The sequence below is a fragment of the Pseudomonas sp. RG1 genome (assembly GCF_025910115.1).
Taxonomy (GTDB): Bacteria; Pseudomonadota; Gammaproteobacteria; order Pseudomonadales; family Pseudomonadaceae; genus Aquipseudomonas; species Aquipseudomonas atacamensis.
In genome coordinates this window covers 157,745-182,913 of the sequence record NZ_JAPCIK010000016.1, presented here as the reverse complement: position 1 = coordinate 182,913, position 25,169 = coordinate 157,745, and the positions used below count along the sequence as shown (strand labels likewise).

At 61.5% G+C, this 25,169-nt stretch carries 17 protein-coding genes and 1 other RNA gene; 5 read left to right on the top strand and 13 right to left on the bottom strand.

The window, feature by feature from the left end; translation table 11 throughout:
* Positions 1-96 precede the first annotated feature (96 nt).
* The 4 genes from recR to dnaX form a co-directional block, all read right to left on the bottom strand.
* Positions 97-699: a recombination mediator RecR gene (recR, locus tag OK411_RS10275; RefSeq protein WP_016773861.1), complete on the bottom strand. Its 603-nt coding sequence runs from the start codon at positions 697-699 to the stop codon at positions 97-99.
* Between the two features lie 66 nt (positions 700-765).
* Positions 766-1,800 carry an NADP-dependent oxidoreductase gene (locus OK411_RS10270; protein WP_016773860.1) on the bottom strand — a complete coding sequence of 345 codons (1,035 nt, stop codon included), beginning with the start codon at positions 1,798-1,800 and terminating at the stop codon, positions 766-768.
* 292 nt (positions 1,801-2,092) lie between these two features.
* The gene (locus OK411_RS10265) at positions 2,093-2,431 is read right to left on the bottom strand and encodes a YbaB/EbfC family nucleoid-associated protein (protein ID WP_003223337.1); all 339 of its coding nucleotides are present in this window, start codon (positions 2,429-2,431) and stop codon (positions 2,093-2,095) included.
* 66 nt (positions 2,432-2,497) lie between these two features.
* On the bottom strand, positions 2,498-4,582 hold the full coding sequence (gene dnaX / locus OK411_RS10260) for a DNA polymerase III subunit gamma/tau (RefSeq protein WP_264364818.1): 2,085 nt from the start codon (positions 4,580-4,582) through the stop codon (positions 2,498-2,500).
* Positions 4,583-4,727: 145 nt separating this feature from the next.
* Between dnaX and OK411_RS10255 the strand changes: the two genes are divergently transcribed.
* Complete coding sequence (locus tag OK411_RS10255) at positions 4,728-5,477, top strand: substrate-binding periplasmic protein (protein WP_073474002.1); 750 nt, start codon at positions 4,728-4,730, stop codon at positions 5,475-5,477.
* A 107-nt stretch (positions 5,478-5,584) separates the two neighbouring features.
* On the opposite strand, the gene OK411_RS10250 is transcribed toward OK411_RS10255, so the two are convergent.
* From OK411_RS10250 to OK411_RS10215, 8 genes are all read right to left on the bottom strand, one after another.
* The gene (locus tag OK411_RS10250) at positions 5,585-7,552 is read right to left on the bottom strand and encodes a hypothetical protein (RefSeq protein WP_264364817.1); all 1,968 of its coding nucleotides are present in this window, start codon (positions 7,550-7,552) and stop codon (positions 5,585-5,587) included.
* Between the two features lie 36 nt (positions 7,553-7,588).
* Positions 7,589-8,077 (bottom strand): hypothetical protein, encoded by a 489-nt coding sequence (locus OK411_RS10245; protein ID WP_197047887.1) that lies wholly within the window; start codon positions 8,075-8,077, stop codon positions 7,589-7,591.
* Positions 8,078-8,282: 205 nt separating this feature from the next.
* An RNA gene (gene ffs / locus OK411_RS10240) (signal recognition particle sRNA small type) lies at positions 8,283-8,379 on the bottom strand.
* Between the two features lie 131 nt (positions 8,380-8,510).
* A complete protein-coding gene (locus tag OK411_RS10235; protein ID WP_073473998.1) occupies positions 8,511-9,674 on the bottom strand; it encodes a putative zinc-binding metallopeptidase in 1,164 nt (387 codons plus the stop codon).
* A 275-nt stretch (positions 9,675-9,949) separates the two neighbouring features.
* A complete protein-coding gene (gene ligA, locus OK411_RS10230) occupies positions 9,950-12,307 on the bottom strand; it encodes an NAD-dependent DNA ligase LigA (protein ID WP_217879666.1) in 2,358 nt (785 codons plus the stop codon).
* 139 nt (positions 12,308-12,446) lie between these two features.
* Positions 12,447-13,310 carry a cell division protein ZipA gene (gene zipA, locus OK411_RS10225; RefSeq protein ID WP_071171595.1) on the bottom strand — a complete coding sequence of 288 codons (864 nt, stop codon included), beginning with the start codon at positions 13,308-13,310 and terminating at the stop codon, positions 12,447-12,449.
* Positions 13,311-13,535: 225 nt separating this feature from the next.
* On the bottom strand, positions 13,536-17,024 hold the full coding sequence (gene smc, locus OK411_RS10220; RefSeq protein WP_217879665.1) for a chromosome segregation protein SMC: 3,489 nt from the start codon (positions 17,022-17,024) through the stop codon (positions 13,536-13,538).
* A 2-nt stretch (positions 17,025-17,026) separates the two neighbouring features.
* Positions 17,027-17,686 (bottom strand): GntR family transcriptional regulator, encoded by a 660-nt coding sequence (locus OK411_RS10215; RefSeq protein WP_039763015.1) that lies wholly within the window; start codon positions 17,684-17,686, stop codon positions 17,027-17,029.
* Between the two features lie 268 nt (positions 17,687-17,954).
* Between OK411_RS10215 and xdhA the strand changes: the two genes are divergently transcribed.
* From xdhA to guaD, 4 genes are all read left to right on the top strand, one after another.
* Positions 17,955-19,409 carry a xanthine dehydrogenase small subunit gene (gene xdhA / locus OK411_RS10210; protein ID WP_217879664.1) on the top strand — a complete coding sequence of 485 codons (1,455 nt, stop codon included), beginning with the start codon at positions 17,955-17,957 and terminating at the stop codon, positions 19,407-19,409.
* Positions 19,402-21,795, top strand: coding sequence for a xanthine dehydrogenase molybdopterin binding subunit (xdhB, locus tag OK411_RS10205; protein WP_016773848.1), 2,394 nt, complete (start codon positions 19,402-19,404; stop codon positions 21,793-21,795). The genes xdhA and xdhB overlap by 8 nt, the downstream gene beginning before the upstream one ends.
* 126 nt (positions 21,796-21,921) lie before the next feature.
* Entirely contained in the window at positions 21,922-22,779 is an 858-nt protein-coding gene (gene xdhC, locus OK411_RS10200; protein ID WP_207807386.1) for a xanthine dehydrogenase accessory protein XdhC, read from the top strand.
* Between the two features lie 13 nt (positions 22,780-22,792).
* On the top strand, positions 22,793-24,097 hold the full coding sequence (gene guaD / locus OK411_RS10195) for a guanine deaminase (protein ID WP_217879663.1): 1,305 nt from the start codon (positions 22,793-22,795) through the stop codon (positions 24,095-24,097).
* Between the two features lie 250 nt (positions 24,098-24,347).
* On the opposite strand, the gene OK411_RS10190 is transcribed toward guaD, so the two are convergent.
* Positions 24,348-25,112, bottom strand: a complete 765-nt coding sequence (locus tag OK411_RS10190) for a GntR family transcriptional regulator (RefSeq protein WP_122611247.1) — start codon at positions 25,110-25,112, stop codon at positions 24,348-24,350.
* Positions 25,113-25,169: the final 57 nt, after the last annotated feature.

The window sequence follows — 25,169 nt, the reverse complement described above, 5'->3', positions numbered from 1 at the left end:
GCGAGCAGGCTCGCTCCCAAAGGGGATTTGTGAACGACACAAAACCAATGTGGGAGCGAGCTTGCTCGCGAAGGCGTCAGTTCAGACGCCGCAAATTCAGAGGGAAATCGGTTTACGCCCGGCAAACGAATGCGCCAGCGTGCCGCCGTCGACCAGCTCCAGCTCACCGCCCAGCGGCACGCCGTGGGCAATCCGCGAGGCGACCAGGCCTTTGTTGTTGAGCAACTGCGCGATGTAGTGCGCCGTCGCTTCGCCTTCCACTGTGGGGTTGGTGGCGAGGATGACTTCGGTAAAGGTCCCCGCCTCTTCTATCCGCGCCATCAGTTGCGGAATCCCGATCGCTTCCGGCCCCAGGCCATCCAGCGGCGACAAGTGCCCCTTGAGCACGAAATAGCGGCCACGGAAGCCGGTCTGCTCCACCGCATAAACGTCCATCGGCCCTTCGACTACGCAAAGCAGCGTGTCATCGCGGCGCGGGTCGGCGCATTGCGGGCACAGATCGTCTTCGGTCAGCGTGCGGCATTGGCGGCAATGGCCGACGCCTTCCATGGCCTGGCTCAAGGCCTGGGCCAGACGGGTACCGCCGCTGCGATCACGTTCGAGCAACTGCAACGCCATGCGCTGAGCGGTTTTCTGACCCACGCCTGGCAAGGTGCGCAGAGCGTCGATCAGTTGGCGAATCAAGGGGCTGAAGCTCATGGGTAAACAGTCCGACTAAACAACGAGACGCGGTTTATACCCGCGCCTCTGGCCAGCGTCAAATCCTCAGTCCTGGGCGACCCGGACCACCAGTTTGCCGAAGTTGCGCCCTTCCAGCAGACCGATGAACGCCTCGGGCGCCTGCTCCAGGCCTTCGACCACGTCCTCGCGGAATTTCACCTTGCCGTCGCGTACCCACGGCACCATGTGGCTGATGAATTCCGGCTGACGATCACCGTAATCGTCGAAGACGATGAAGCCCTGAATACGCACACGCTTGGTCAACAGCGTGCGTTGCAGCATCGGCAGGCGATCCGGGCCGGTTGGCGCTTCGGCGGCGTTGTAGCCGGCGATCAGGCCGCACAACGGGATGCGCGCCTTGGGATTGAGCAACGGCACGACCGCGTCGAAGACATGGCCGCCGACGTTCTCGTAATAGATGTCGATGCCGTTGGGACAGGCCTTGGCCAGTTGCTCGGCAAAGTCATCGGCCTTGTGGTCGATGCACGCATCAAAACCCAGCTCCTCAACGACGTATTTGCACTTCTCGGCCCCACCGGCCACGCCGACCGCGCGCAGGCCTTTGATCTTCGCCACTTGCCCGACCACCGAGCCGACGGCGCCGGACGCCGCAGCCACCACCAGGGTTTCGCCCTCTTTCGGCTGGCCGATGTCCATCAGGCCCATGTACGCGGTCATGCCCGGCATGCCCAGAACGCCGAGGGCCATCGACGGGCTCGGCAGGCCGGCCGGGATCGGCATGATGTTGCGACCGTCGCTGATGCTGTGGCTCTGCCAACCGGTGGCGCCAACCACCAGATCACCGGTGTGGAATTTCGGGTGATTGGACTGCTCGACCCGGCTGACCGCGCCGCCAGTCATGACTTCGCCGATTTGCACTGGCGCAGCGTAGGACGGTGCGTCGCTCATACGTCCGCGCATGTACGGGTCGAGCGACAGGTACAGGGTTTTCAGCAGCACCTGACCGTCCTGCAGATCCGGCAGCGCCTCGCGCTCCAGACGAAAGTTCTCCGGGGTCGGCGCGCCGGTCGGGCGCGAGGCGAGGACGAAGCGTTGATTGAGGGTGAGAGGGTCGGACATGTCAGCGTCTCCTGTGAATGGGGAATTCGGTGTATAGGGAGCAGACCTTGGTAGCGGTGGTGTGTTCGATGTTTCTGCAGTTTTGCCCGAGGCTCGCTCCCACTGATCGTTCCCACGCTCTGCGTGGGAACGCAGCCCGGGACGCTCCGCGTCCCAATCGCAAGCTGGAACGCGGAGCGTCCCCAGAGGCATTCCCACGCAGAGCGCAGGAACGATCCGCGCCGCGCAGAAACAAAAATGCCAGGCGCAATGCCTGGCATTTTGTGTAGCTCATCTGCCGCCCAAAGGCGAATCAGAATGGCAGTTTCATACCCGCTGGCAGGTTCATGCCAGCGGTCATGCTGCCCATTTTTTCCTGGCTGTTGGCTTCGATCTTGCGCACGGCGTCGTTGACGGCGGCGGCGACCACGGCTTCCAGCATCTCTTTGTCGTCTTCGCTCAGGCCTTCGACGAGGCTTGGGTCGATGCTCACGCTCTTGACGTCGTGACGACCGGTCATCACCACGGTGACCATGTCGCCGCCGGCCTTGCCGGTGACTTCGGCGTTGGCCAGTTCTTCCTGCATCTTGGCCATTTTTTCCTGCATCTGCTGCGCCTGCTTCATCAGGCCGGCCATGCCACCTTTCATCATGGGAATCACCTCAAACGTACTTGGATAAAACAGCGCCCGGCCATCTTGGCCGAGCACCTTCAGTTATTAGCCTTGGGTGACCAAGGCGTCGACAGGTTCAATAGTATCGCTTCGCACCACCGCGCCGAACTGCTGAACCATCTGCTGGATGAACGGATCACCGTGGATCGATTCCTCCGCCTCACGCTGGCGATTGGCGCGGCGGCGCGAGGCGGCCTGGGCCGGGGTTTCCTGCTCAGGCTTGATCAACTCGATGGTCAGGGTCAGCGTGCGCCCGTGGAACTGGTTCAACGCGTCGTTGAGACGACGCTGTTGCGTGGCGTTGAACAGGGCGCTGTGGGCCGGGTCAAGGTGCATCAGCCAGTGGTCGCCGTCGACCGCAATCAATGTGCAGTTGGCGGCGATGCTGCCGGTCATGCCGGAAATCGGCAGCTTCGGGAACAGCTCCAGCCATTGCAGGGCCAGGCCGGTGGCCGGCGCGGCGGCAGGTTCCGGCTCGGGTTCAGGCTCAGGATCGGCGGCGTGTTCGCTGGCCAGTTCGTCGAGGTAGCTGTAGGCCGAATCCATGTCCGGCTCGATGTAGTCTTCATCCAGCGGCGGTTCGTCGTCCATGTCCATGCCTGGTGTAGCGGCATCGACGTCAGCGACGGACGGCTCGGGAATTGGCGCAGCTGCCCACTCCGGCGCATCCGGGACCACGCTGTCCGGGGTCGGCAGCGGCATCGGCGGCAATTCAGGCTGCTCGCCAGCAGTTTCCAGCACCGGTTCGACGGCGGGTTGCTGTACTGGCGCAGGCTCGGCCTCGGCTTCCACCGGGTCGTTCCACGGCAGATCGACCACGGCTTCGACGGCGACTGGCTCAGGCTCCGGTTGTGCTTCGACAACCGCAGCCACAGGTTCTGGCTCGGCAACCGGCGCGGCTACCGGTGCGGGCGCAGGTATCGGCGCAACAGCCGCAGCGACCACCGGCGCAGGCTTCGGCGCGGCAGCCACTGAGTTTGCGGAATCAACTGTGGCCTGGCTGATCCCCACTGGCTTTAGCGGTTGCCTCGGCGCGTCCGCCGTATCCGCCGGGCGGAACGCGAGCATCCGCAGCAAGACCATCTCGAAACCGCCACGCGGGTCCGGCGCCAGCGGCAAGTCGCGGCGCCCAATCAGGCCCATCTGATAATAGAACTGCACATCTTCGGCCGGCAGTGCCTGGGCCAGGGCCAGTACGCGATCACGGTCGCCGTGGCCATTGTCGACGCCTTCCGGCAGCGCCTGAGCGATGGCCACGCGGTGCAGCACGTTAAGAATTTCCGAGAGCACGCCGTTCCAGTCCGGGCCTTGTTCGGCCAGATGCCGCACGGCTTCGAGCAGCGCCTTGGCGTCGCCTTCGATCAGCGCATGCAGCACGTCATAGACCTGACCGTGATCCAGCGTGCCGAGCATCGCGCGCACGTCGGTGGCGAGCACCTTGCCTTCACCGAACGCGATGGCCTGATCGGTCAGGCTCATGGCGTCACGCATCGAGCCATCAGCAGCGCGGCCGAGCAGCCACAGTGCATCGTCTTCAAACGGTACGTTTTCTGCGGTCAGCACGTGGGTCAAATGCTCGACCACACGCTCAGGCGTCATGTTTTTCAGGGAGAACTGCAGGCAACGCGAAAGAATCGTTGCTGGAAGTTTCTGCGGATCGGTGGTCGCCAGGATGAATTTGACGTAGGGCGGCGGCTCTTCGAGGGTTTTCAACAGCGCATTGAAGGAATGGCTGGAAAGCATGTGCACTTCGTCGATCAGGTAGACCTTGAAGCGCCCACGACTTGGCGCGTACTGCACGTTATCGAGCAGTTCGCGGGTGTCTTCGACCTTGGTGCGGCTGGCGGCGTCGATCTCGATCAGGTCGACAAAACGCCCCTCATCGATCTCGCGGCACACCGAGCACTCGCCGCAGGGACTGGAGGTGATACCTGTCTCGCAGTTCAGGCACTTGGCAATGATCCGTGCGATGGTGGTCTTGCCGACCCCGCGCGTCCCGGTGAACAGGTAGGCGTGGTGCAGCCGTTGGCTGTCCAAGGCATTGATCAGAGCCTTGAGCACATGGGTCTGGCCGACCATTTCGCGGAACGAGCGTGGACGCCATTTACGTGCAAGAACCTGATAACTCATCGAAAACCGTCGCAGCGAAGGAAGCAGAAGCGGCTAATGCTAGCGGAGCAAGGGCAAAATTGCATCCGGTGTCCTCGTCTAATATGGCTAAGCTGCATCAGCAGAGGCTTTTATCAGCTCGGGATGGGGAATTACCGGAGCGTCTATGCGGTGGGCCGTGGCGGCATTGCTGGGTATCAGCCTCAACGCGATGGCAGCGCAAGCGCCGTTGCGCTTCGCCGTGCCGGACAGTTGGGCGATGCCGATGGTGCAACTGCAAGGCGGCAGACCGACCCAGGGCATTCTGCACGACGTCCTGCTCAGCCTGGCGACCCAGGTCGGCGCGCCAGCGCAATTCGTCGTCCTGCCGCGCGCGCGGGTACAGAGCGCCATGGAGCACGGCGACATCGACGTGCGCTGCTATGCCGCACAGTCGTGGCTGCCGAATCAGTCCGGCGATTACATCTGGAGCGTGCCGTTGTGGTTTCAGCGCGACCTGCTGATCAGCCGCAAGGAACAACCGGCGCAGATCAATCCCGCCCAGCTACCGCGCCAGGCCATCGGCACCGTTCTCGGCTACAGCTACCCTACCCTGCAACCGCTGTTCGACGCCGACCAGTTGCAACGCGAAGACGCGCGCAATCAGGAACAGGTACTGGAAAAGCTCCTAGCCGGGCGATATCGCTATGCGGTGAGCAATCAGTGGACGCTGGACTGGATCAATCAGCGCCTGTTGCCGGAGCAGCAGCTGCAAGGGGTCGCGGTGCTGCAGGAACAGAATATCGGCTGCTACGTGAGGAACGATCCGAACGTGCCGGTGCAGCGGATCCTGCGCACGTTGCTGCGGATGAAAATGTCCGGCGAGATCGACGACATAATCCGGTTGTACACCGGCGCCTCTTCAACCACACCCTAACCGCCTGTGGGAGCGAGCCTGCTCGCGAAAGCGGTATGTCAGGCGACACAGTTGTTGAACACACCGACGCCTTCGCGAGCGGGCTCGCTCCCACAGGGTTGGCCGGGTCAATAACCGTGCGATTCGCGGAATTTCGGCTCGCGGCTGTGGTGATAATCGATCCACTCGACCACGTCGTAAGGCAGATAAAGCTGCTGCCGGGCACGGGACACGGCGATGTACACGGCGCAGATGCGCTGATCGAACTCGTAGGCATCCTTGAATTTCTCGTTACTGAGCAACGTCCGGGTCAACAGCACGCGCCTGAACTCCATGCCGCCAGCCCGCTCGGCCATCATCAACAGACAGGCCTTGCCCGGCTCGATGATCTTTTGGCTCAGTCGCGTCAGGTCGGCAATCATGAAGCCGTTTTGCAACTGCGCCTCGATCCACAAGAAAGCTTCATCGAACTGGTTGGCGGCGCGCACCTGCTGCCAATCAGCCATGTCGCTGAAATACGGGTGCGGTCCTTTCTCGCTGGACCCGGCGTTGTAGAAATCGCGGCGGAACAGCTCGATGGCGGTGGTCATGAAATGCTTGATGTCGTCCTGCGCTTCCCGGTCGGGGAAACTGAAGGCGCAACTGGAGTCGTGCAGATGGATGGCCCACATCATCGTGTCCCACGGTGAAGCGGTCAGCACCACGCAACCTTCGGGCGGCACGAAGGCTTGCGGGTAGTACTCGATATCGACGTCGGCGTGACGAGCGCCTTCGAACGGCACTTTGCTCTTGTGCGTGTGGCGCGAGATCAGCGGATTGACCAGGCGCTCGACATTGCGTCCCGAGCGCACCGAATAGCAGATATCACTCTGGCGAACTTCACGCTTGCGCTTGGGCGCCTCGCCCGTGGCCTGCTGATACTCATCGCCGAGGGTGATCAGCACCTGCTGCCCGCGCTCGATGATTTGCAGCAACGACGCCGGCACATCCTGGCTTTCGTCGATGATCACATGGGTGTAGCGCGGCGGGACGCGGCAACCGGCGAGACTGGCGCGTTTGATCATCAGCAACGTGGGAAAACCGCTCTGGCTGGCCCAGGCCGGATTGGCTTCCAGATACACCCACAGGCGACTGGAGTATTCCAGCAGCGCTTGCGAGTCTGCGCCGGTCAAGGGCTGCTGGAAGTGCGGCAGATGCCTGGCGGACAGCGTGTGGTCTCTGGAGGCGCAGTACAGCTTGAGCACGCGCAGACAAACCTCGAGGGTGCCCGGCCCGTCGTGGTGGCGAAAGCCGAAGATATTCAGTTCCTGCGCCAGCGCCTGCTTGCTCGGGAGACGCGCCGGCGTCCTGGCCATAGGCAACCGGGGACCGAGCAGCTGAGCCTGGGCGAAATCGAAAAAGGTCTGGCCAATTTCCGTGTCGTGGACCTGCACGATGTGCTTGCGCAGCGTCGCCAGTTTCGCCGGGGTGCGCGCCAGTACCAGGGTGCGTTTCGAGCGCAGGCATTCGATCAGCGCGCTGAGCATGTAGCTCTTGCCGATGCCGGCATAACCCTGCACGTGCAGGTCTTCGTCGAGGTTGGCTCGGAAGGTTCGCAGCAGTTTGTCCTGCGCCGCGCTTAACCAGTGCTCCCGCTCGCGGGGGGTGACCATCTGCTGGCGGAACGGGTTGTTCTGTTGCTGATGGCGGACTTTGTAGTCCACATCCCATTGCCCGCCGGGCAACAGAAATGCCTGCGCGGCGACTTCATCGGCCATGAGAAAGCGCAAGTTCAGGCCTTTGAGCGCATTGAGGCCGAAATACAATTTGCGCGAATCGAACAGACGCCGCGCCTCTGCAAGCAGTCCCGCCGATCCGGAGCGCCGAGAGGTGACAGACCAGTCAATGAGTCTGGCGAGAATCTTCTCCGCTGCGCTGGCGCTCAAATCCTGTTCCGTGGCCTGGGCGAGGTTCTGGATGACCAGCACTGCTGCCAGTTCCGGGTCGCTCAGGCGGGCCAGTGTCGCGTCACCCTCGGGCTGCAACAGCGCCGTACACGCATCATGGGTGATGGGCAGAAATACCGGGGTGGCCAAATCAAAATGTTCCGGGTGCATACAACCTCGCCGCCTGGGCTTTAATACAACACCAGATCAGTCCTGGTCATTCTCATCGTGCATTTCATGGGACTGCGGCAAGTTTCTCTCACTGCCGGACTCGCGGCTGATCCGCAGTTCGAAGGAGTAGCCGCCGAGCGTGCCGGACATGCCACGTCGTTCAGTGCCGCTGGCCATCGCCCCCGCATCGATCTGCGCCTGCACTTCGTAGAGCGCCATTTCCAGCAGTTTGCGCAGGTGTTCAGGGTTTTGCGCGCTGGCGTGCAGTTGCAGGTCGTACTGGCCGGCCACCGATTCAGTGATGACGGGCTGGTCCTGCACCGCGAGCGGCTGCGCAGTTTCTTCAGCCGCGTTGAACACGGTCGAAGCCGCCAGAATCGCGGCGTGTTCTTCATCCATCAGGTCAAGTACTCGCGACAGTTCCAGCGTGCGCTCGGGCTGATCCTGCATCTGCGTTTTGACTTCCAGACGCCGCATCTGCCATTCGCGCAGCTTTTCCCGGGTCAGATCGTCAATTTCACCCACTTGCCTTACCTCTCAATGCCAGGCGGGGGAGTATGCCACTGTTCGCTGTCGACAGCCGCACGGGCACCGGGACGCTGCGCTGCTGATCCGCGCGTTTCTGATGGCGGATCAACGCCACTGGCCAAATCGCAGGCATAAAAAAACCGCAGTGGGCGAAACCCATGCAGTTCTCTTTGAATTCTCGGTAGGTTCGTTAAGGTGGTGCCCCCACCAGCCACACCCCGGCACACAATGTTCCCGCTGTGGCTGCTTCCTTCCGGATCTGACCAGGTTCACGGGTAATCGTTGCGGGGGGACCGATGGGGTCACCATAACGACGCTTGCCTGTCGGCGAGCCGCGCCATTGTACCTGTCTGAGATGAAGTTACAACCGTTGGTTGCAGATAAAAAACCTGAACGGCTTCAAGGACATAAACATCGCAGCCTGCGACACCTACAAGGCCAGCACCTCATCCGCCCTGCCGCCCGCCTGCTGGATCACCAGATGAATGAAGTGCAGCTTGGCGATCGCCGCCGCCGGCAGTACGAACGGATAGAAATCCGGCTGGCCCATGCTGCGCGACAGTTCGTTGAGCATGCCGGCCAGTTCGATCCACGCATTGACGAACGACAGGAATGCCGTGCCGCCGGGGTGCTCCGGGTCGTACAGGGTGCTGGTGGGAAATGGCTGATAGTCGAAGTCCATTTCCCGCGCGCTCATGCCGAAGCCCAGCGCCGTGTCGACCGCATCCATCATGTGCAGGTAATGCGCCCAGGTTTCCGCCCAGTCTTCCCACGGGTGCATGGTCGCGTAGGCACTGACGTAGTGCTGCGGCCAGTCCAGCGGCGCGCCTTGCTGGTAATGCCGGTCCAGCGCCTCGGCGTAACTGGCGCGTTCGTCGCCGAACAGATTGCGGAACGCGTCCAGCCAAGGGCCGTTGGCGATGAGGCGATCCCAGTAGTAGTGGCCGACCTCATGGCGAAAATGCCCGAGCAGCGTGCGGTAAGGTTCGTGCATCGCCGCCCTGACCTGCTCACGGTGAGCGTCGTCGGCCTCTTTGATGTCGAGGGTGATCAGGCCATTGGCGTGGCCGGTCATCGGCGCGTTGCCTTCCAGGTCGACACCGATGAAGTCGAACGCCAGCCCGGTTTCTTCATCGGTGGTTTTCGGGATGACCGGCAAGCCGAGGGTGATCAGTTGCGCGACCAGTCGACGCTTGGCGATTTCGACCTTGCGCCAGCGTTCAGGATTTTCCGCGACGGACAGGTCGGGAATGGTGCGGTTGAGGCTGCAAGCGATGCACAAGGTGTCGTGATCGTTGGCCGGCAGCAGCCAGTTGCACGCGGCGGGCATGTCGAGGTTGGCGCAGCGGCGGAACAGACCGGCGTCGGGATCGGCGTCGAGCGTCCAGGTGCCCTCTTCCGGCCCCGGCTGCAGCGAGGTCAGGCGACTTTCTTCAGGTTGATAGCCGAGCAAGGCGTTACAGGCCAGGCACTGACTGTTGCGAAAGAACAGCGACTGGCCGCAACGGCACGGCCAGACTTTGCTGTTGCGCGAGGATCCGGCCACGAACGGCGCGATGATGCGGGAACTGAGCTGCTCGAAAAAGCGGTGCATGGCGATCTCTCCCTGGGACTGGCCAAGACTAGATCATCCTGAAGACAACATCGTTCCCACCCATAACCGCGCAGCCGGGTGATAGCACCATTGTGGTGAGGGGATTTATCCCCGCTGGGTTGCGAAGCGACCCCCAAAACCATACAACGCGGTTAATCAGGTATACCGAGTCGTATGGTTCTGCGACGACGATGTCGCCGAACGGGGATAAATCCCCTCGCCACAGGTGCCCATCCGGAGAGGGGTAAATCTTCTCGCCACAGTGGTTCATCCGCTCAGACAGCGACGCCGTGGGTTTTGAGGAAGGCGATAAACGCTTCTTCGTCCATGACCTTCACCCCCAGTTCATTGGCCTTGGTCAGTTTCGAGCCGGCACCCGGGCCTGCGACCACGCAATGGGTTTTCGCCGACACCGAACCGGCGACCTTGGCGCCCAGGCTTTCCAGATGCTCCTTGGCCACATCCCGGCTCATCAGTTCGACCTTGCCGGTCAGCACCCAGGTTTCGCCGGACAGCGGCAGACCTTCGACGACTTTCTTCTCGCTCTGCCAATGCATGCCGAAATCGCGCAGCTGCTGCTCGGCCCGCTCGGCCAGCTGCCGATGCTCAGGCGAGGCGAAGAACTCGCGCACCGAGTTGGCCTGCTTCTCCGGCAATGCCTGGCGCATGTCCAGCCAGTCAGCGTTCATCACCGCTTCCAGCGAGCCGAAGCGATCGGCCAGCTTCTGCGCACCGCCAGGGCCGACGAAAGGAATGTGCAGTTTGTCGAGCAAGCCGCCCAGGGTGGTACTGGCGGCGAATTCGGCGCCCAACTCGCCTTGATCCTGAATCTGCAAACCATGGCCGAGCAATTCGCTGATGACCTGCTGGTTGTGCGCATCCTCAAAGAAACTGTGGATCTCGTGCGCCACTTCCAGGCCGACATCCGGCAGGTAGGTCAGCACATGCGGCAAGGCCTGTTGCACGCGTTCCAGCGAACCCAGCGAACGCGCCAGCACCTTGGCCGTTTCTTCGCCGACATCGGGAATGCCGAGGGCGTAGATGAAACGTGCCAGGCTCGGTTGCTTGCTGTCTTTAATGGCTTTGAGAAGCTTGTTGCTCGATACCTCGGCAAAGCCTTCCAGATCGACGATGTCATCGAACTTCAGCGCATACAGATCGGCCGGCGAGCTGACCAGTCCTTCGTCGACCAGTTGCTCGACGCTCTTGTCGCCCAAGCCTTCGATGTCCATGGCCCGGCGCGAGACGAAGTGAATGATCGCCTGCTTCAATTGCGCGCCACAGGCCAGTCGGCCGACGCAGCGATATACCGCGCCTTCGCTGAAGGTTTCCTTGCCCTTGCTGCGCTTGACCAGTTGCGTGCGTTCAACGTGCGAGCCGCACACCGGGCAGCTTTCAGGAATGGCCACCGGGCGCGCGTCATCGGGGCGACGCTCGATGACTACCTGCACCACTTGCGGAATCACATCACCGGCGCGGCGGATGATCACCGTGTCGCCGATCATCAGGCCCAGACGCGCGACTTCGTCCATGTTGTGCAATGTGGCGTTGGCCACGGTGACGCCGGCGACTTTCACCGGTTTCAAACGCGCCACCGGAGTCACCGCACCGGTGCGGCCGACCTGGAATTCCACGTCGAGCAGCTCGGTAAGTTCTTCCATCGCCGGGAATTTGTGCGCGATCGCCCAGCGCGGCTCGCGGGCGCGGAAGCCCAGTTCACGCTGGTCGGCGATGCTGTTGACCTTGAACACCACGCCATCGATTTCATAGGCCAGCGAGTTACGGCGCTCGCCGATGTCGCGGTAATACTCCAGGCACTCATCAATCCCCTTGGCCAGCCTCAGTTCGTGACTGATCGGCATGCCCCACTTCTGCAACTGCTGGAGGTTACCGATGTGGGTGTCGGAAATGTCATGGGAAACCTGACCGATGCCGTAACAGCAGAATTCCAGCGGCCGATTGGCGGTGATTTTCGAATCGAGCTGGCGCAGGCTGCCCGCTGCCGCATTGCGCGGGTTGGCAAAGGTCTTGCCGCCGATTTCCAGCTGCGAAGCATTGAGGCGCTCGAAACCCGCCTTGGACATGAACACTTCACCGCGCACTTCAAGCGTCGCCGGCCAGCCTTCGCCGTGCAGCTTCAGCGGAATATTGCGCACGGTGCGCACGTTAACGCTGATGTCTTCGCCTGTGGTGCCATCGCCACGGGTGGCGCCGCGCACCAGCAGACCATCCTGATACAGCAGGCTGACCGCCAGGCCATCGAGCTTCGGCTCGCAGCTGTATTCCACCGCCGCGCCGCCACCAAACAGATCGCCGGCCGGCACGTCGAGGCCTTCGCTGACGCGGCGATCGAACTCGCGCATGTCGGATTCTTCGAAGGCGTTGCCGAGGCTGAGCATCGGGATTTCGTGACGCACCTGAGTGAACGCAGTCAACGCCATGCTGCCGACGCGCTGGGTCGGCGAATCGCTGGTGATCAGTTCCGGGTTGGCCGCTTCCAGTGCCTTGAGCTCGTGGAACAAGCGATCGTACTCGGCATCGGGAATGCTCGGCTCGTCGAGAACGTGATAGCGATAGTTGTGCTGATCCAGCTCAGCGCGCAGCTCTAGAATGCGGGTTTTGGCGGCGGTCATGGGTGTTCTCTCATAAAGCAAAAGAGCAGCCGAGGCTGCTCCAGTTTTATTCCATTATCGGCGGCGGTGCCAGAAGATCGCAGCCTCGTTGCACTCGTCAGCTCCTACAGGCCGAAGGCTGCGATCTTTTGATGTGGCCTTAGCGCTTCTGGGTCAGGGCGCGGCGTTCGAATTCGACGATGCGCTGACGGTAGTGCTCAATCGTCTGCGCAGTCAGTACGCTGCGCTGGTCGTCTTTCAGTTCGCCGTTCAGTTCCTGGGACAGCTTGCGGGCTGCCGCGACCATCACGTCGAAGGCCTGCTTCGGATGACGCGGGCCTGGCAGACCGAGGAAGAAGCTCACCGCCGGAGTGCTGAAGTGGTCGATGTCGTCCAGATCAAAGATGCCCGGCTTGACCGCGTTGGCCATGGAGAACAGCACTTCGCCGTTGCCGGCCATGCTTTCGTGGCGGTGGAAAATGTCCATCTCGCCGAAACGCAGGCCGCTTTCGAGAATGTTCTGCAGCAGCGCCGGGCCTTTGAAGCCGGCCGGGTCGCGGCAGATCACGCTGATCACCAGGACTTCTTCGGCTTGCGGCTGATCTTTTTCCGCCACGGCCGCTGCAGGCTTGCTGTCTTCGGCGAAATCGTCATCGCGGCTGCTGAAGCTCGGGCCGCCGTCCAGATCGAGGTCAAGGTTCAAGTCGCCCTGCGCCGGGCCGCTGCTGCCGCGCTTGCCACGTTTCGAGCCGGATTCACGCGGCTCGCGGGCTTCGCGGTTGGGCATGCTCACCGACGGCAGATCGTGCTCGTCCAGTTGCGGCTCTTTGTGCGTATCCAGGACGCGGGCCGGGCCCAACAGCTCGGCGCTGGTGTCCTCGTCCGGCAGATTGGACAGGCTCCGGTCGAGACGGAATTTCAGCTTTCCCTTGCCGCCGCGCATACGGCGCCAGCCATCGAAAAGAATACCGGCTATCACAATGATGCCGATGACGATCAGCCACTCGCGCAGACCGATTTCCATGTAATCCCGTGCCTCTATAAAAAATGCTGAAAAATAAGGGGTTTACACTGCGTAAACCGCTTTAAAACGTGGCGCCAACTCTATGTTCTGACAGGCGTTTTGCCCACGTATACGAAAAATTGACATTAAACTAGCACGATCAAAGGCTTCGCAGCTACAAGCTTTAAGCTCCAAGCCACAAGCCGTCCACTTGCAGCTTGGAGCTTGTAACCTGCAGCTGCGCCGCTAGGCGTCCACCATCGCCATCGCCTCCTCGACATCCACCGCCACCAGTCGCGAACAGCCCGGTTCATGCATCGTCACACCCATCAACTGCTCGGCCATTTCCATGGCGATCTTGTTGTGGGTGATGTAAATGAACTGCACGGTCTGCGACATCTCTTTGACCAGGCGTGCGTAGCGTCCAACGTTAGCGTCATCCAGTGGCGCGTCAACCTCATCGAGCATGCAGAACGGCGCCGGGTTCAACTTGAAGATGGCAAAAACCAGGGCCAGTGCAGTCAGGGCTTTTTCGCCGCCGGAGAGCAAATGGATGGTGCTGTTCTTCTTCCCGGGCGGCTGCGCCATGATCGTCACCCCTGTATCGAGTAGATCTTCGCCCGTCAGTTCCAAATACGCGCGCCCGCCACCGAAAACTTTCGGGAAAAGTGCCTGCAAACCACCGTTGATCTGATCAAAGGTATCTTTGAAACGGTTGCGGGTTTCCTTATCGATTTTGCGGATGACGTTTTCCAGGGTCTCCAGCGCCTCGACCAGATCGGCGTCCTGCGCATCCAGATAACGTTTACGCTCCGATTGTTGCGTGTATTCGTCGATGGCCGCGAGGTTGATCGCACCCAAGCGCTGAATCCGTGCGTTGATGCGTTCGAGTTCTTCTTCGGCTTCGCGTTCACTGGCTTGTGCGGTCAATGTGGCGAGCACGCCGTTGAGATCGTAGCCATCTTCGAGCAATTGATCCTGCAAAGCCTTGCGCCGTACGGTCAGCGCCTGCCATTCCATGCGTTGCTGTTCGAGCTGGCCGCGAATCAGCTGCGATTGCTGCTCGGCCTGGGTGCGGCGTTTTTCCGCGTCGCGCAATTCACGATCGGCGTCTTCCAGGGCGATCTGCGCAGTCTTAAGTTCTTCGTCGACGGTCATGCGCTTGTCGAGCAACTCTTCGAGCTTGAGGCGCAGCTCTTCCAGCGGCGCCTCGCCCTCCTCCAGATTCAGACTCAACTGTTCGCGCTTTTCAGTCAGGCGCTCGGCCTGCATTTCCAGACGTTCCAGCGCCTGGCGCGTGGAGTCGTGCTGGGCGCGCAACGAGCCGAGACGCACGGCCAGTTGATGGGCGTGATCCTTGTGCTGCCGCGCTTCCTGACGCACGCGATCGAGGCGCTCGCGCAGGCTGTCGCGCTGGGCCAGCAGCAACTCGCGCTGCTCGGTGTCGAGCGCCATGGCGTCCAGTGCTTCCTGCAATTGCATGCGCGCTTCGCCGACCTGTTCGTGCTCAAGCTCGCGCTGTTCGGCGAGTTCGACCAGCTCTTCATCGAGACGGGTGCGGCGCAATGTCAGTTGCTCGGCCTTGGCCTTACCGGCGGACAATTGTGCTTTCAGTTCGCCTTGCTGGCGCGCTTCGTCCTGCAGCAAGCGGCGCAGATGTTCGCGGCCGTTTTCCTGCTGGCGCTGTTGCGCGCGCAAGGTTTGCAGGCGGGTTTCCATGGCCTCGACCGTGGCTTCGCGCTCTTCGCGTTCAAGCTGCAAGTCTTCGATTTCCTGGCCACGGGCGAGCATGCCGCTTTCCGCTTCGCTGGCGCGACGTACACGCAAGAAGTGCCGACCGACCCAATAGCCATCGCGACTGATCAGGCTCTGCCCGGCGCTCAACTGGCCACGCAAGGCCAGCGCCTGTTCAAGGCTGTCGACCGGTTTGACCTGGCCGAGCCACGGCGACAGATCGATCTGCGCCTCGACTTTGTCCAGCAGACTGCCCGCCACCCGCACGCCATCGCTGGCCGGGCTGAGCAGGCGCAAATCGCCCTGAGTGAATCCGGACAGATCAAAACCGCTGAAATCGTCGACCAGCACCGCTTGCAGATCGGCGCCGAGCACGGTTTCCACCGCCAGTTCCCAACCGGCCTCGACCTTAAGGCCTTCGGCCAGGCGCGGACGCTCGGCGAGGTTGTGTTCCTTTAACCATTCGGCGGTGCCGGTGCCCGGATCGAGCGCGGCCTGCTGCAAGGCTTCCAGCGACGCCAAACGACCGTTGAGCCGCTGCAGATCGCCCTGCGCCTGCTGCTGTGCGGTCAACGCTTGCTGTAATTCCTGACGCAGTTGTTCGAGCTTCTCGACCTGCGCTTCTTCGCTGGTCTGTAAATCTTCGAGGGTCGCTTCGGACTCGGCGAGCTGCTCGTTGAGCGCCATGATCGCCGCGTCTTCCGGGTCGGCGGACAGCAACGCACGCTCTTCAGCGAGGCGCTTCTGTCGGTCAGCCAGACGCTCCATGCTGCTTTCCAGCTGCTGGATCCGCGACTGCTGCACTTCAGCCTGACGGCGCGGTTCGGCAGCGGTCAGGTTGAAAGCATCCCACTGCTCCTGCCAGCCGTGCATGGTGGTTTCGGCTTCTTCGAGGGCCGCAGCGGCTTCCTCGGCGGCAGCGCTGGTGACTTCCTGCTCGGGGGTGAGCATGTCCAGTTCTTCGCCGAGGGTCAGCAGCAACGTGCGGTCGTGGCCCAGGTGCGACTCGGTTTCCAGACGCGCGCGCTCGGCTTCTTTCAGATCGTCCTGCAACTGGCGCAACCGCTGCTGGCCATGCTGAATGCTCTGCTCGACCCGGGCGATGTCGCCGCCGACCGAATAGAAGCGGCCCTGCACCAGATTGAAGCGCTCGGACAGGTCGTGGTGACCGTCGCGCAGGCGTTCGATGGCCGCATCAGCATTACGCTGTTCAGCGACCAGCGCTTCGAAACTGACTTCCTGATTGCCGATGATCGACTCGCGCTGGCCGACCTGCTCGTTGAGATCCTGCCAGCGCAGGGCCGAAAGTTGCGCCTTGAGCTGACGCTCTTCGGCCTTGAGTTCCTGATACTTTTTCGCCGCCTCGGCCTGACGGTGCAGACGTTCGAGCTGGCGCTCCAGCTCGTCGCGCAGGTCGGTCAGACGGGCGAGGTTCTCGTGGGTACGGCGGATGCGGTTTTCAGTCTCACGGCGACGCTCCTTGTATTTGGAGATGCCCGCCGCTTCTTCGATGAAATTGCGCAGGTCTTCCGGCTTGGATTCGATCAGCTTGGAGATCATCCCCTGTTCGATGATCGAGTAGCTGCGCGGGCCGAGGCCGGTGCCGAGGAAGATATCGGTGATGTCGCGCCGACGGCATTTGGTGCCGTTGAGGTAATAAGTGGTCTGGCTGTCGCGGGTGACTTTGCGGCGGATGGAAATCTCCGCGTAGGCGGCGTATTCGCCGAGCAGCGTGCCGTCGGAGTTGTCGAAGACCAGTTCGATGCTCGCCTGGCTTACCGGTTTGCGGCTGGTCGAACCGTTGAAGATGACGTCGGTCATCGACTCGCCACGGAGGTTCTTCGCCGAACTTTCGCCCATCACCCAGCGCACGGCGTCGATGATGTTCGACTTGCCGCAACCGTTCGGCCCGACGACCGCCGCCATGTTACTGGGGAAGTTCACCGTGGTCGGGTCGACGAAGGATTTGAACCCCGCCAGTTTGATGCACTTCAGCCGCACGCTCAGGCAACCGTCAGCGCAGACACCACCAGATCGCAGCTGCGCTGGGCATACGCCGTGAGCACGATGCGGATCTGCGGCAAATCACGGGCGAGTACGGCGGCGAGCAAGCGTTCGAACAGTTCGAGGAATTCGCTCATTTCCGCCTTGCGCTGTTCGAGGGCGAGGAAATACGCGCGGCTCATCGCCGGCTGGAGGTTCTCGACGGTTTCTTGCAGGTACGGATTGTTGGCAAACGGATAGGCGGCGCGCATCACCGCAAAGCTGTCATCGACGAAGCTGCGGATATCGCCGCGTTCGTAATTGGCGGTCAGGCGCTGCTGGATCTGCACGAACGGCGCCATGTCCGACTGCACTTGCCAGCCATTGGCCACCGAATTGCCGAGCAGGATGTACAGCTCGCTCATCAGCGTGCACAGGCTCTGCACCTTGTGCGGCGTCAGCTCGGTAACGTGGGCGCCACGACGCGGCAGGATCGCGATCAGGTGACGGCGCTCGAGGATCAGCAAGGCTTCGCGGACCGAACCGCGGCTGACGTTGAGCGCCAGCGTGACCTTCTGTTCCTGGATGCGCTCTCCCGGCTTCATTTCGCCACGAATGATGCGTTCGGCGAGGTGGTGAGCGATTTGCTCGGCGAGGCTGTCCGGCGCCTTGAACGTCATGGTTGTCCTTCAAACTCTATCGATCTGCACAAGCGGCGCAGTGTAGCGCAAATGCGCGGTCATGGCGGAGTGCCCACTCAGCGGTTTTTGGCACGAATCCCGCAAAAAAGCGCCGTGACCGATGAAGGTCAATACTGAATAGACACGCTGTTGATCGACGAAACGGATTTTCCTGACCTTTAAGTCAGAAAACCATTGACCGAAAAGTCAGACCTGCTAAATTCGGTTCACGTCGGTTAACAACAATAATGAGTCTGCGAGGCCTTCCGTGATCCAGTTTTTACTTAACCAGGAACTCCGTAGCGAGCACGCCCTGGACCCGAATCTGACTGTGCTCAATTACCTGCGCGAACACGTAGGCAAGCCCGGCACCAAAGAAGGTTGCGCCAGTGGCGACTGCGGCGCCTGCACCGTGGTGGTTGGCGAGTTGCAGACCGATGATACGGGGCGTGAACATATTCGCTATCGCAGCCTCAATTCGTGCCTGACTTTCGTCTCGTCCTTGCACGGCAAACAACTGATCAGCGTTGAAGACCTCAAGCACAAGGGCGAACTGCACAGCGTGCAGAAAGCCATGGTCGAGTGCCACGGTTCGCAGTGCGGCTTCTGCACCCCCGGTTTCGTCATGTCGTTGTTCGCCCTGCAAAAGAACAGCGATGCGCCGGATCAGGCCAAGGCTCACGAAGCGCTGGCCGGCAACCTCTGCCGCTGCACTGGCTACCGGCCGATTCTCGCCGCTGCCGAACAATCCTGCTGCGGCAAGCCAGCGGATCAGTTCGACGCCCGCGAAGCCGAAACCATTGCCCGCCTCAAGACTATCGCGCCGACCGATATAGGTGAACTCAACAGCGGCGACAAGCGCTGCCTGGTGCCGCTGACCGTCGCTGACCTGGCCGATCTCTACGACGCTTATCCACAAGCGCGGCTGCTCGCCGGCGGCACCGATCTGGCGCTGGAAGTCACCCAGTTCCACCGCACTCTGCCGGTGATGATCTATGTCGGTAACGTCGCCGAAATGAAGCGCATCGAAACCTTCGATGACCGCATCGAAATCGGCGCCGCCACCGCCCTCTCCGACTGTTACGAAGCGTTGAATGCCGAATATCCGGACTTCGGCGAACTGCTGCACCGCTTCGCCTCATTGCAGATCCGCAATCAGGGCACCCTCGGCGGCAACATCGGCAACGCCTCGCCGATCGGTGACTCGCCACCGCTGCTGATCGCCCTCGGCGCGCAGATCGTGCTGTGCAAAGGCGAAACCCGCCGCACGCTGAACCTGGAAGATTACTTCATCGACTATCGCGTCACCGCGCGGCAGGAAAGCGAGTTCATCGAAAAAATCATCGTCCCGCGCGCCAGCGCCGAGCAGTTGTTCCGCGCCTATAAAGTGTCAAAGCGCCTGGACGACGACATCTCCGCCGTCTGCGCTGCCTTCAATCTGCGCGTGGAAAATGGCGTGATCAGCGACGCGCGCGTGGCCTTCGGCGGCATGGCGGCGATTCCGAAACGCGCTGCGCACTGCGAAGCCGTGCTGCAAGGTGCACCGTTCAACAACGCGGTGATCGAACGCGCCTGCGCCGCGCTGGCCGAAGACTTCACGCCGCTCTCGGACTTCCGCGCCAGCAAGGAATATCGCCTGCTCAGCGCGCAGAACCTGCTGCGCAAATACTTCATCGAACTGCAAACACCGCACATCGAGACTCGGGTGACCGCTTATGTCTAATCATCACGCCGTAGAGAAGACCCAGGCTGAATTGGCCGAATTGTTCGCCAAGGATCTGACCACCGGTGTCGGCCGCAGCGTCAAGCACGACAGCGCCGCCAAGCATGTGTCCGGTGAAGCGCAGTACATCGACGATCGCCTGGAATTCCCCAACCAGTTGCACCTGTATGCGCGCCTGTCGGACCGCGCCCACGCGAAAATCCTCAGCATCGACACGTCGCCGTGCTACGCCTTCGAAGGCGTGCGCATTGTCATTACCCACGAAGACGTGCCGGGCCTGAAAGACATCGGCCCGCTGATGCCGGGCGACCCGCTGCTGGCCATCGATGACGTGCAGTTCGTCGGCCAGCCGGTGCTGGCAGTCGCCGCGAAAGACCTGGAAACCGCGCGCAAAGCAGCGATGGCGGCGATCATCGAATACGAAGATCTGGAACCGGTGCTCGACGTCGTCGAAGCCCTGCGCAAGCGCCATTTCGTGCTCGACAGCCACACCCATCAACGCGGCGATTCGGCTTCGGCACTGGCCACTGCTGAACACCGTATTCAGGGCACGCTGCACATCGGCGGCCAGGAGCACTTCTATCTGGAGACACAAATCTCCTCGGTGATGCCTACTGAAGACGGCGGGATGATCGTCTACTGCTCGACGCAGAACCCGACCGAAGTGCAGAAACTGGTCGCCGAAGTGCTCGACGTGTCGATGAACAAGATCGTCGTCGACATGCGCCGCATGGGCGGTGGTTTCGGTGGCAAGGAAACCCAGGCCGCGAGCCCGGCGTGCCTGTGCGCGGTGGTCGCGCACCTCACCGGCCAACCGACCAAGATGCGACTGCCGCGCGTCGAAGACATGCTGATGACCGGCAAGCGCCACCCGTTCTACGTTGAATACGACGTCGGCTTCGACAGCAGCGGCCGTCTGCACGGGATCAACATGGAGCTGGCCGGCAACTGCGGCTGCTCGCCGGACTTGTCTGCTTCGATCGTTGACCGGGCGATGTTCCACTCGGACAACTCCTACTATCTCGGCGATGCCACCATCAACGGTCACCGTTGCAAGACCAACACCGCCTCGAACACCGCTTATCGTGGTTTCGGTGGCCCGCAAGGCATGGTCGCCATCGAGGAAGTGATGGACGCGATTGCCCGGCACCTGAAGCTCGACCCGCTGGCGGTGCGCAAGGCCAACTACTACGGCAAGACCGAGCGCAACGTCACCCACTACTACCAGACCGTCGAGCACAACATGCTCGAAGAGATGACCGCCGAACTGGAAGAAAGCAGCCAGTACGCCGAGCGCCGCGAAGCGATCCGTCGCTACAACGCCAACAGCCCGATCCTGAAAAAAGGCCTGGCGCTGACACCGGTGAAATTTGGGATTTCCTTCACCGCCAGTTTCCTCAATCAGGCCGGTGCGCTGATCCACATCTACACCGACGGCAGCATCCACCTGAACCACGGCGGCACGGAAATGGGTCAGGGCCTGAACACCAAAGTTGCGCAGGTCGTGGCGGAAGTGTTCCAGGTCGAAATCGATCGTGTGCAGATCACCGCGACCAACACCGACAAAGTGCCCAACACTTCGCCGACCGCTGCCTCCAGCGGCGCCGACCTGAACGGCAAAGCTGCGCAGAACGCAGCACAGACCATCAAGCAACGCTTGGTCGAGTTCGCCGCGCGGCACTACAAGGTCAGCGAAGAAGACGTCGAATTCCGCAACGGCCACGTGCGGGTGCGCGAGCAGATCCTGACTTTCGAAGCGCTGATCCAGCAGGCGTATTTCAATCAGGTCTCGCTGTCGAGCACTGGCTTCTACAAGACCCCGAAAATCTATTACGACCGCAGTCAGGCCCGTGGGCGTCCGTTCTATTACTTCGCTTTCGGCGCAGCCTGCTGCGAAGTGATCGTCGATACCCTGACCGGCGAGTACAAGATGCTGCGCACCGACATCCTGCACGACGTCGGCGCCTCGCTGAACCCGTCGATCGACATCGGTCAGGTCGAGGGCGGTTTCGTCCAGGGCATGGGCTGGCTGACCATGGAAGAGCTGGTCTGGAACAACAAGGGCAAGCTGATGACCAACGGCCCGGCCAGCTACAAGATTCCGGCGGTGGCGGACATGCCGCTGGATCTGCGAGTGAAACTGGTGGAAAACCGCAAGAACCCGGAAGACACGGTGTTCCATTCCAAAGCCGTCGGTGAACCGCCGTTCATGCTCGGCATTGCCGCTTGGTGCGCGATCAAGGACGCGGTGGCGAGCCTCGGTGATTATCAGCATCAGCCGAAGATCGATGCGCCGGCCACGCCGGAGCGGGTGTTGTGGGGCTGCGAGCAGATGCGCCAGCTCAAAGCGGTGAAAGCTGTCGAAGCTGAAACCGCGGTTGTTTGATGATCGTTCCCACGCTCTGCGTGGGAATGCAGCCCGCGACGCTCTGCGTCGCATCCTGAACAGCGGACGCGGAGCGTCCAGTGATGCATTCCCACGCAGAGCGTGGGAACGATCTGAGAGGTGTGTATGTACAACTGGATCGACGCCCTCGCCGACCTGCAGAATCAGGGCGAGCCCTGTGTGCTGGTGACAATCATCGAAGAACTTGGCTCGACGCCACGCAACGCCGGCTCGAAAATGGTCGTCAGCGCCGACCGGATGTTCGACACCATCGGTGGTGGGCATCTGGAATTCAAAGCCATGCAGATCGCCCGCGAGATGCTCGCCAGCGGCAAGCAGGACACCCATCTGGAGCGCTTCAGCCTCGGTGCCAGCCTCGGCCAGTGCTGCGGCGGCGCCACGGTGTTGCTGTTCGAACCCATGGGCCAGGTGCAGGCACAGATTGCCGTATTCGGTGCCGGCCATGTCGGGCGCGCCCTCGTGCCGCTGCTGGCCAGCCTGCCCTGCCGGGTGCGCTGGATCGATTCGCGCGAGGCCGAGTTCCCCGAACACATTCCCCACGGCGTGCGTAAAATCGTCAGCGAAGAGCCGGTGGACGAAGTCGATGATCTGCCCGCCGGCAGCTACTGCATCGTCATGACCCACAACCATCAGCTCGATCTGGAGCTGACCGCGGCGATTCTCAAGCGTAACGATTTCACTTGGTTCGGCCTGATCGGCTCGAAAACCAAACGCGCCAAATTCGAACACCGCCTGCGTGATCGTGGTTTCGACCCGAGCGTGGTGCAGCGCATGCGCTGCCCGATGGGCATCGGCGAAGTCAAAGGCAAACTGCCTGTGGAAATCGCCATCTCCATCGCCGGTGAAATCATCGCCACCTATAACGCCAACTTCGGCCAGCACAGCGCCCGCGCCGAACCGATTGCCCGATTGCTGCCCGCCTCGCGCCGCAGCCAGTCCGCCAAACTCAAAGCCTCAAACTGATTAGAGAACCCTCATGCCTCTGACTCGCAAAGCCTACCGCGCCGCCATTCTGCACAGCATTGCCGACCCTGCCGAAGTCGGCATCGAAGCCTCTTATGAATATTTCGAGGACGGCCTGCTGGTGGTCGACGACGGCAAGATCAGTGCCCTCGGCCACGCCAGCGAACTGCTGCCAACCCTGCCGGCGGATATCGAGATCAACCATTATCAGGATGCGCTGATCACACCGGGCTTTATCGACACACACATTCACCTGCCGCAGACCGGCATGGTCGGCTCCTACGGCGAGCAATTGCTCGACTGGCTGAACACCTACACCTTCCCCTGCGAAAGCCAGTTTGATGATAAGGCCCACGCCGACGAAGTGGCCGATATTTTCATCAAGGAACTGCTGCGCAACGGCACCACCACGGCGCTGGTGTTCGGCAGCGTGCACCCGCAGTCAGTCAATTCGTTTTTCGAAGCGGCGGAAAAGCTAGATCTGCGCATGATCGCCGGCAAGGTGATGATGGACCGCAATGCCCCGGATTATCTGGTCGATACCGCCGAATCCAGCTACGTCGACAGCAAGGCGCTGATCGAGCGCTGGCACGGCAAGGGTCGCTTGCACTATGCGGTGACGCCGCGCTTCGCCCCAACCAGCACCCCGGAACAACTGACCCTGGCCGGGCAATTGCTGACGGAATATCCGGATCTGTACATGCAGACCCACATCAGCGAGAACCTCAAGGAGATCGAGTGGGTCAAGGAGCTGTTCCCGGAGCGCAAGGGCTACCTCGACGTCTACGATCACTACCAATTGCTCGGCGAACGCTCGGTATTCGCCCACGGCGTGCACCTGTGTGACGAAGAATGCGCGCGACTGGCGGAAACCGGCTCGGCGATCTCGTTCTGCCCGACCTCGAACCTGTTCCTCGGCAGCGGCCTGTTCAACCTGCCGATGGCGGAAAAGCACAAGCTCAATGTCGGCCTCGGCACCGACGTCGGCGGCGGTACCAGTTTCTCACTGCTGCAAACCCTCAACGAAGCCTACAAGGTCATGCAACTGCAGGGCGCGCGGTTGAGCCCGTTCAAGTCGCTGTATCTGGCGACCCTCGGGGGTGCGCGGGCGCTGCGCCTGGAAGACAGGATCGGTAACCTGCAACCGGGCTCCGATGCCGACTTCCTAGTGCTGGATTACAACGCCACGCCGCTGCTGAGCTATCGCTTGAAGCAGTCCAATAACATTGCCGAGACGTTGTTTGTGTTGATGACGCTGGGCGATGACCGCACCGTGGCGCAGACGTATGCAGCGGGGGCGCTGGTGCATCAGCGCTAGGTTTTCCTGCACTGATCGTTCCCACGCTCTGCGTGGGAATGCAGCCCGTGACGCTCCGCGTCACTGGACGCGGAGCGTCCCTAGAGACATTCCCACGCGGAGCGTGGGAACGATCATCCCCGGTGGTGTTTATTTAGGGGGGTTTTTGTTGCCTGTCAGATTGTCTTCGCGAGCAGGCTCGCTCCCACCTTTGAAATGCATTCCCCTGTGGGAGCGAGCCTGCTCGCGAAAGCCGCGACTCGATTTCAGATCAGAGCTTGGCCGCTGGACGCCCAGGCTTCTTGGTCTGCAACAAATGCGAGAACACCGCATGCAGATCATCCGACGCGCCTTCCTCGTCGAGGTTGAGCTTGCTGTCGATGTGATCCATGTGATGCATCATCAGGTTCACCGCCAGTTCGCCGTCGCGCTTTTCAATGGCGTCGATCAACTGCGTGTGTTCGTCGTACGAACAATGCGAGCGGTTGCCGCTTTCGTACTGGGCGATGATCAGCGAGGTCTGCGACACCAGGCTGCGCTGGAAGCTGATCAACGGTGCGTTCATTGCCGCTTCCGCCAGCTTCAGGTGGAATTCACCCGACAGACGAATACCGGCGCCGCGATCGCCGCGGGAGAAACTGTCGCGCTCATCGTTGACCATCTGCCGCAGTTCGGCGATCTGCTCGACCGTGGCATGTTGCACCGCCAGTTCAGTGATCGCCCGCTCGACCAGACGTCGGGCGAGAAACACCTGACGCGCCTCTTCAACGCTCGGGCTGGCCACCACGGCGCCACGGTTCGGCCGCAACAGCACCACGCCTTCATGGGCCAGACGCGACAGCGCGCGGCGAATGATGGTGCGGCTCACCCCGAAGATTTCCCCCAGCGCTTCTTCGCTCAACTTGGTACCGGGCGCCAGACGCTGCTCGAGGATGGCCTCGAAGATATGCGCGTAGACAATATCGTCCTGGGTTCCGCTGCGGCCGGCTTTGCCTGCTCGCGGTTGTTTCTTGAGGGGTTGCAACTGTTCGTTCATGGGCACTCGAGTCGGGAAAACTGCGGCGAATAGACCGTGACTGTAATACGGCACAGT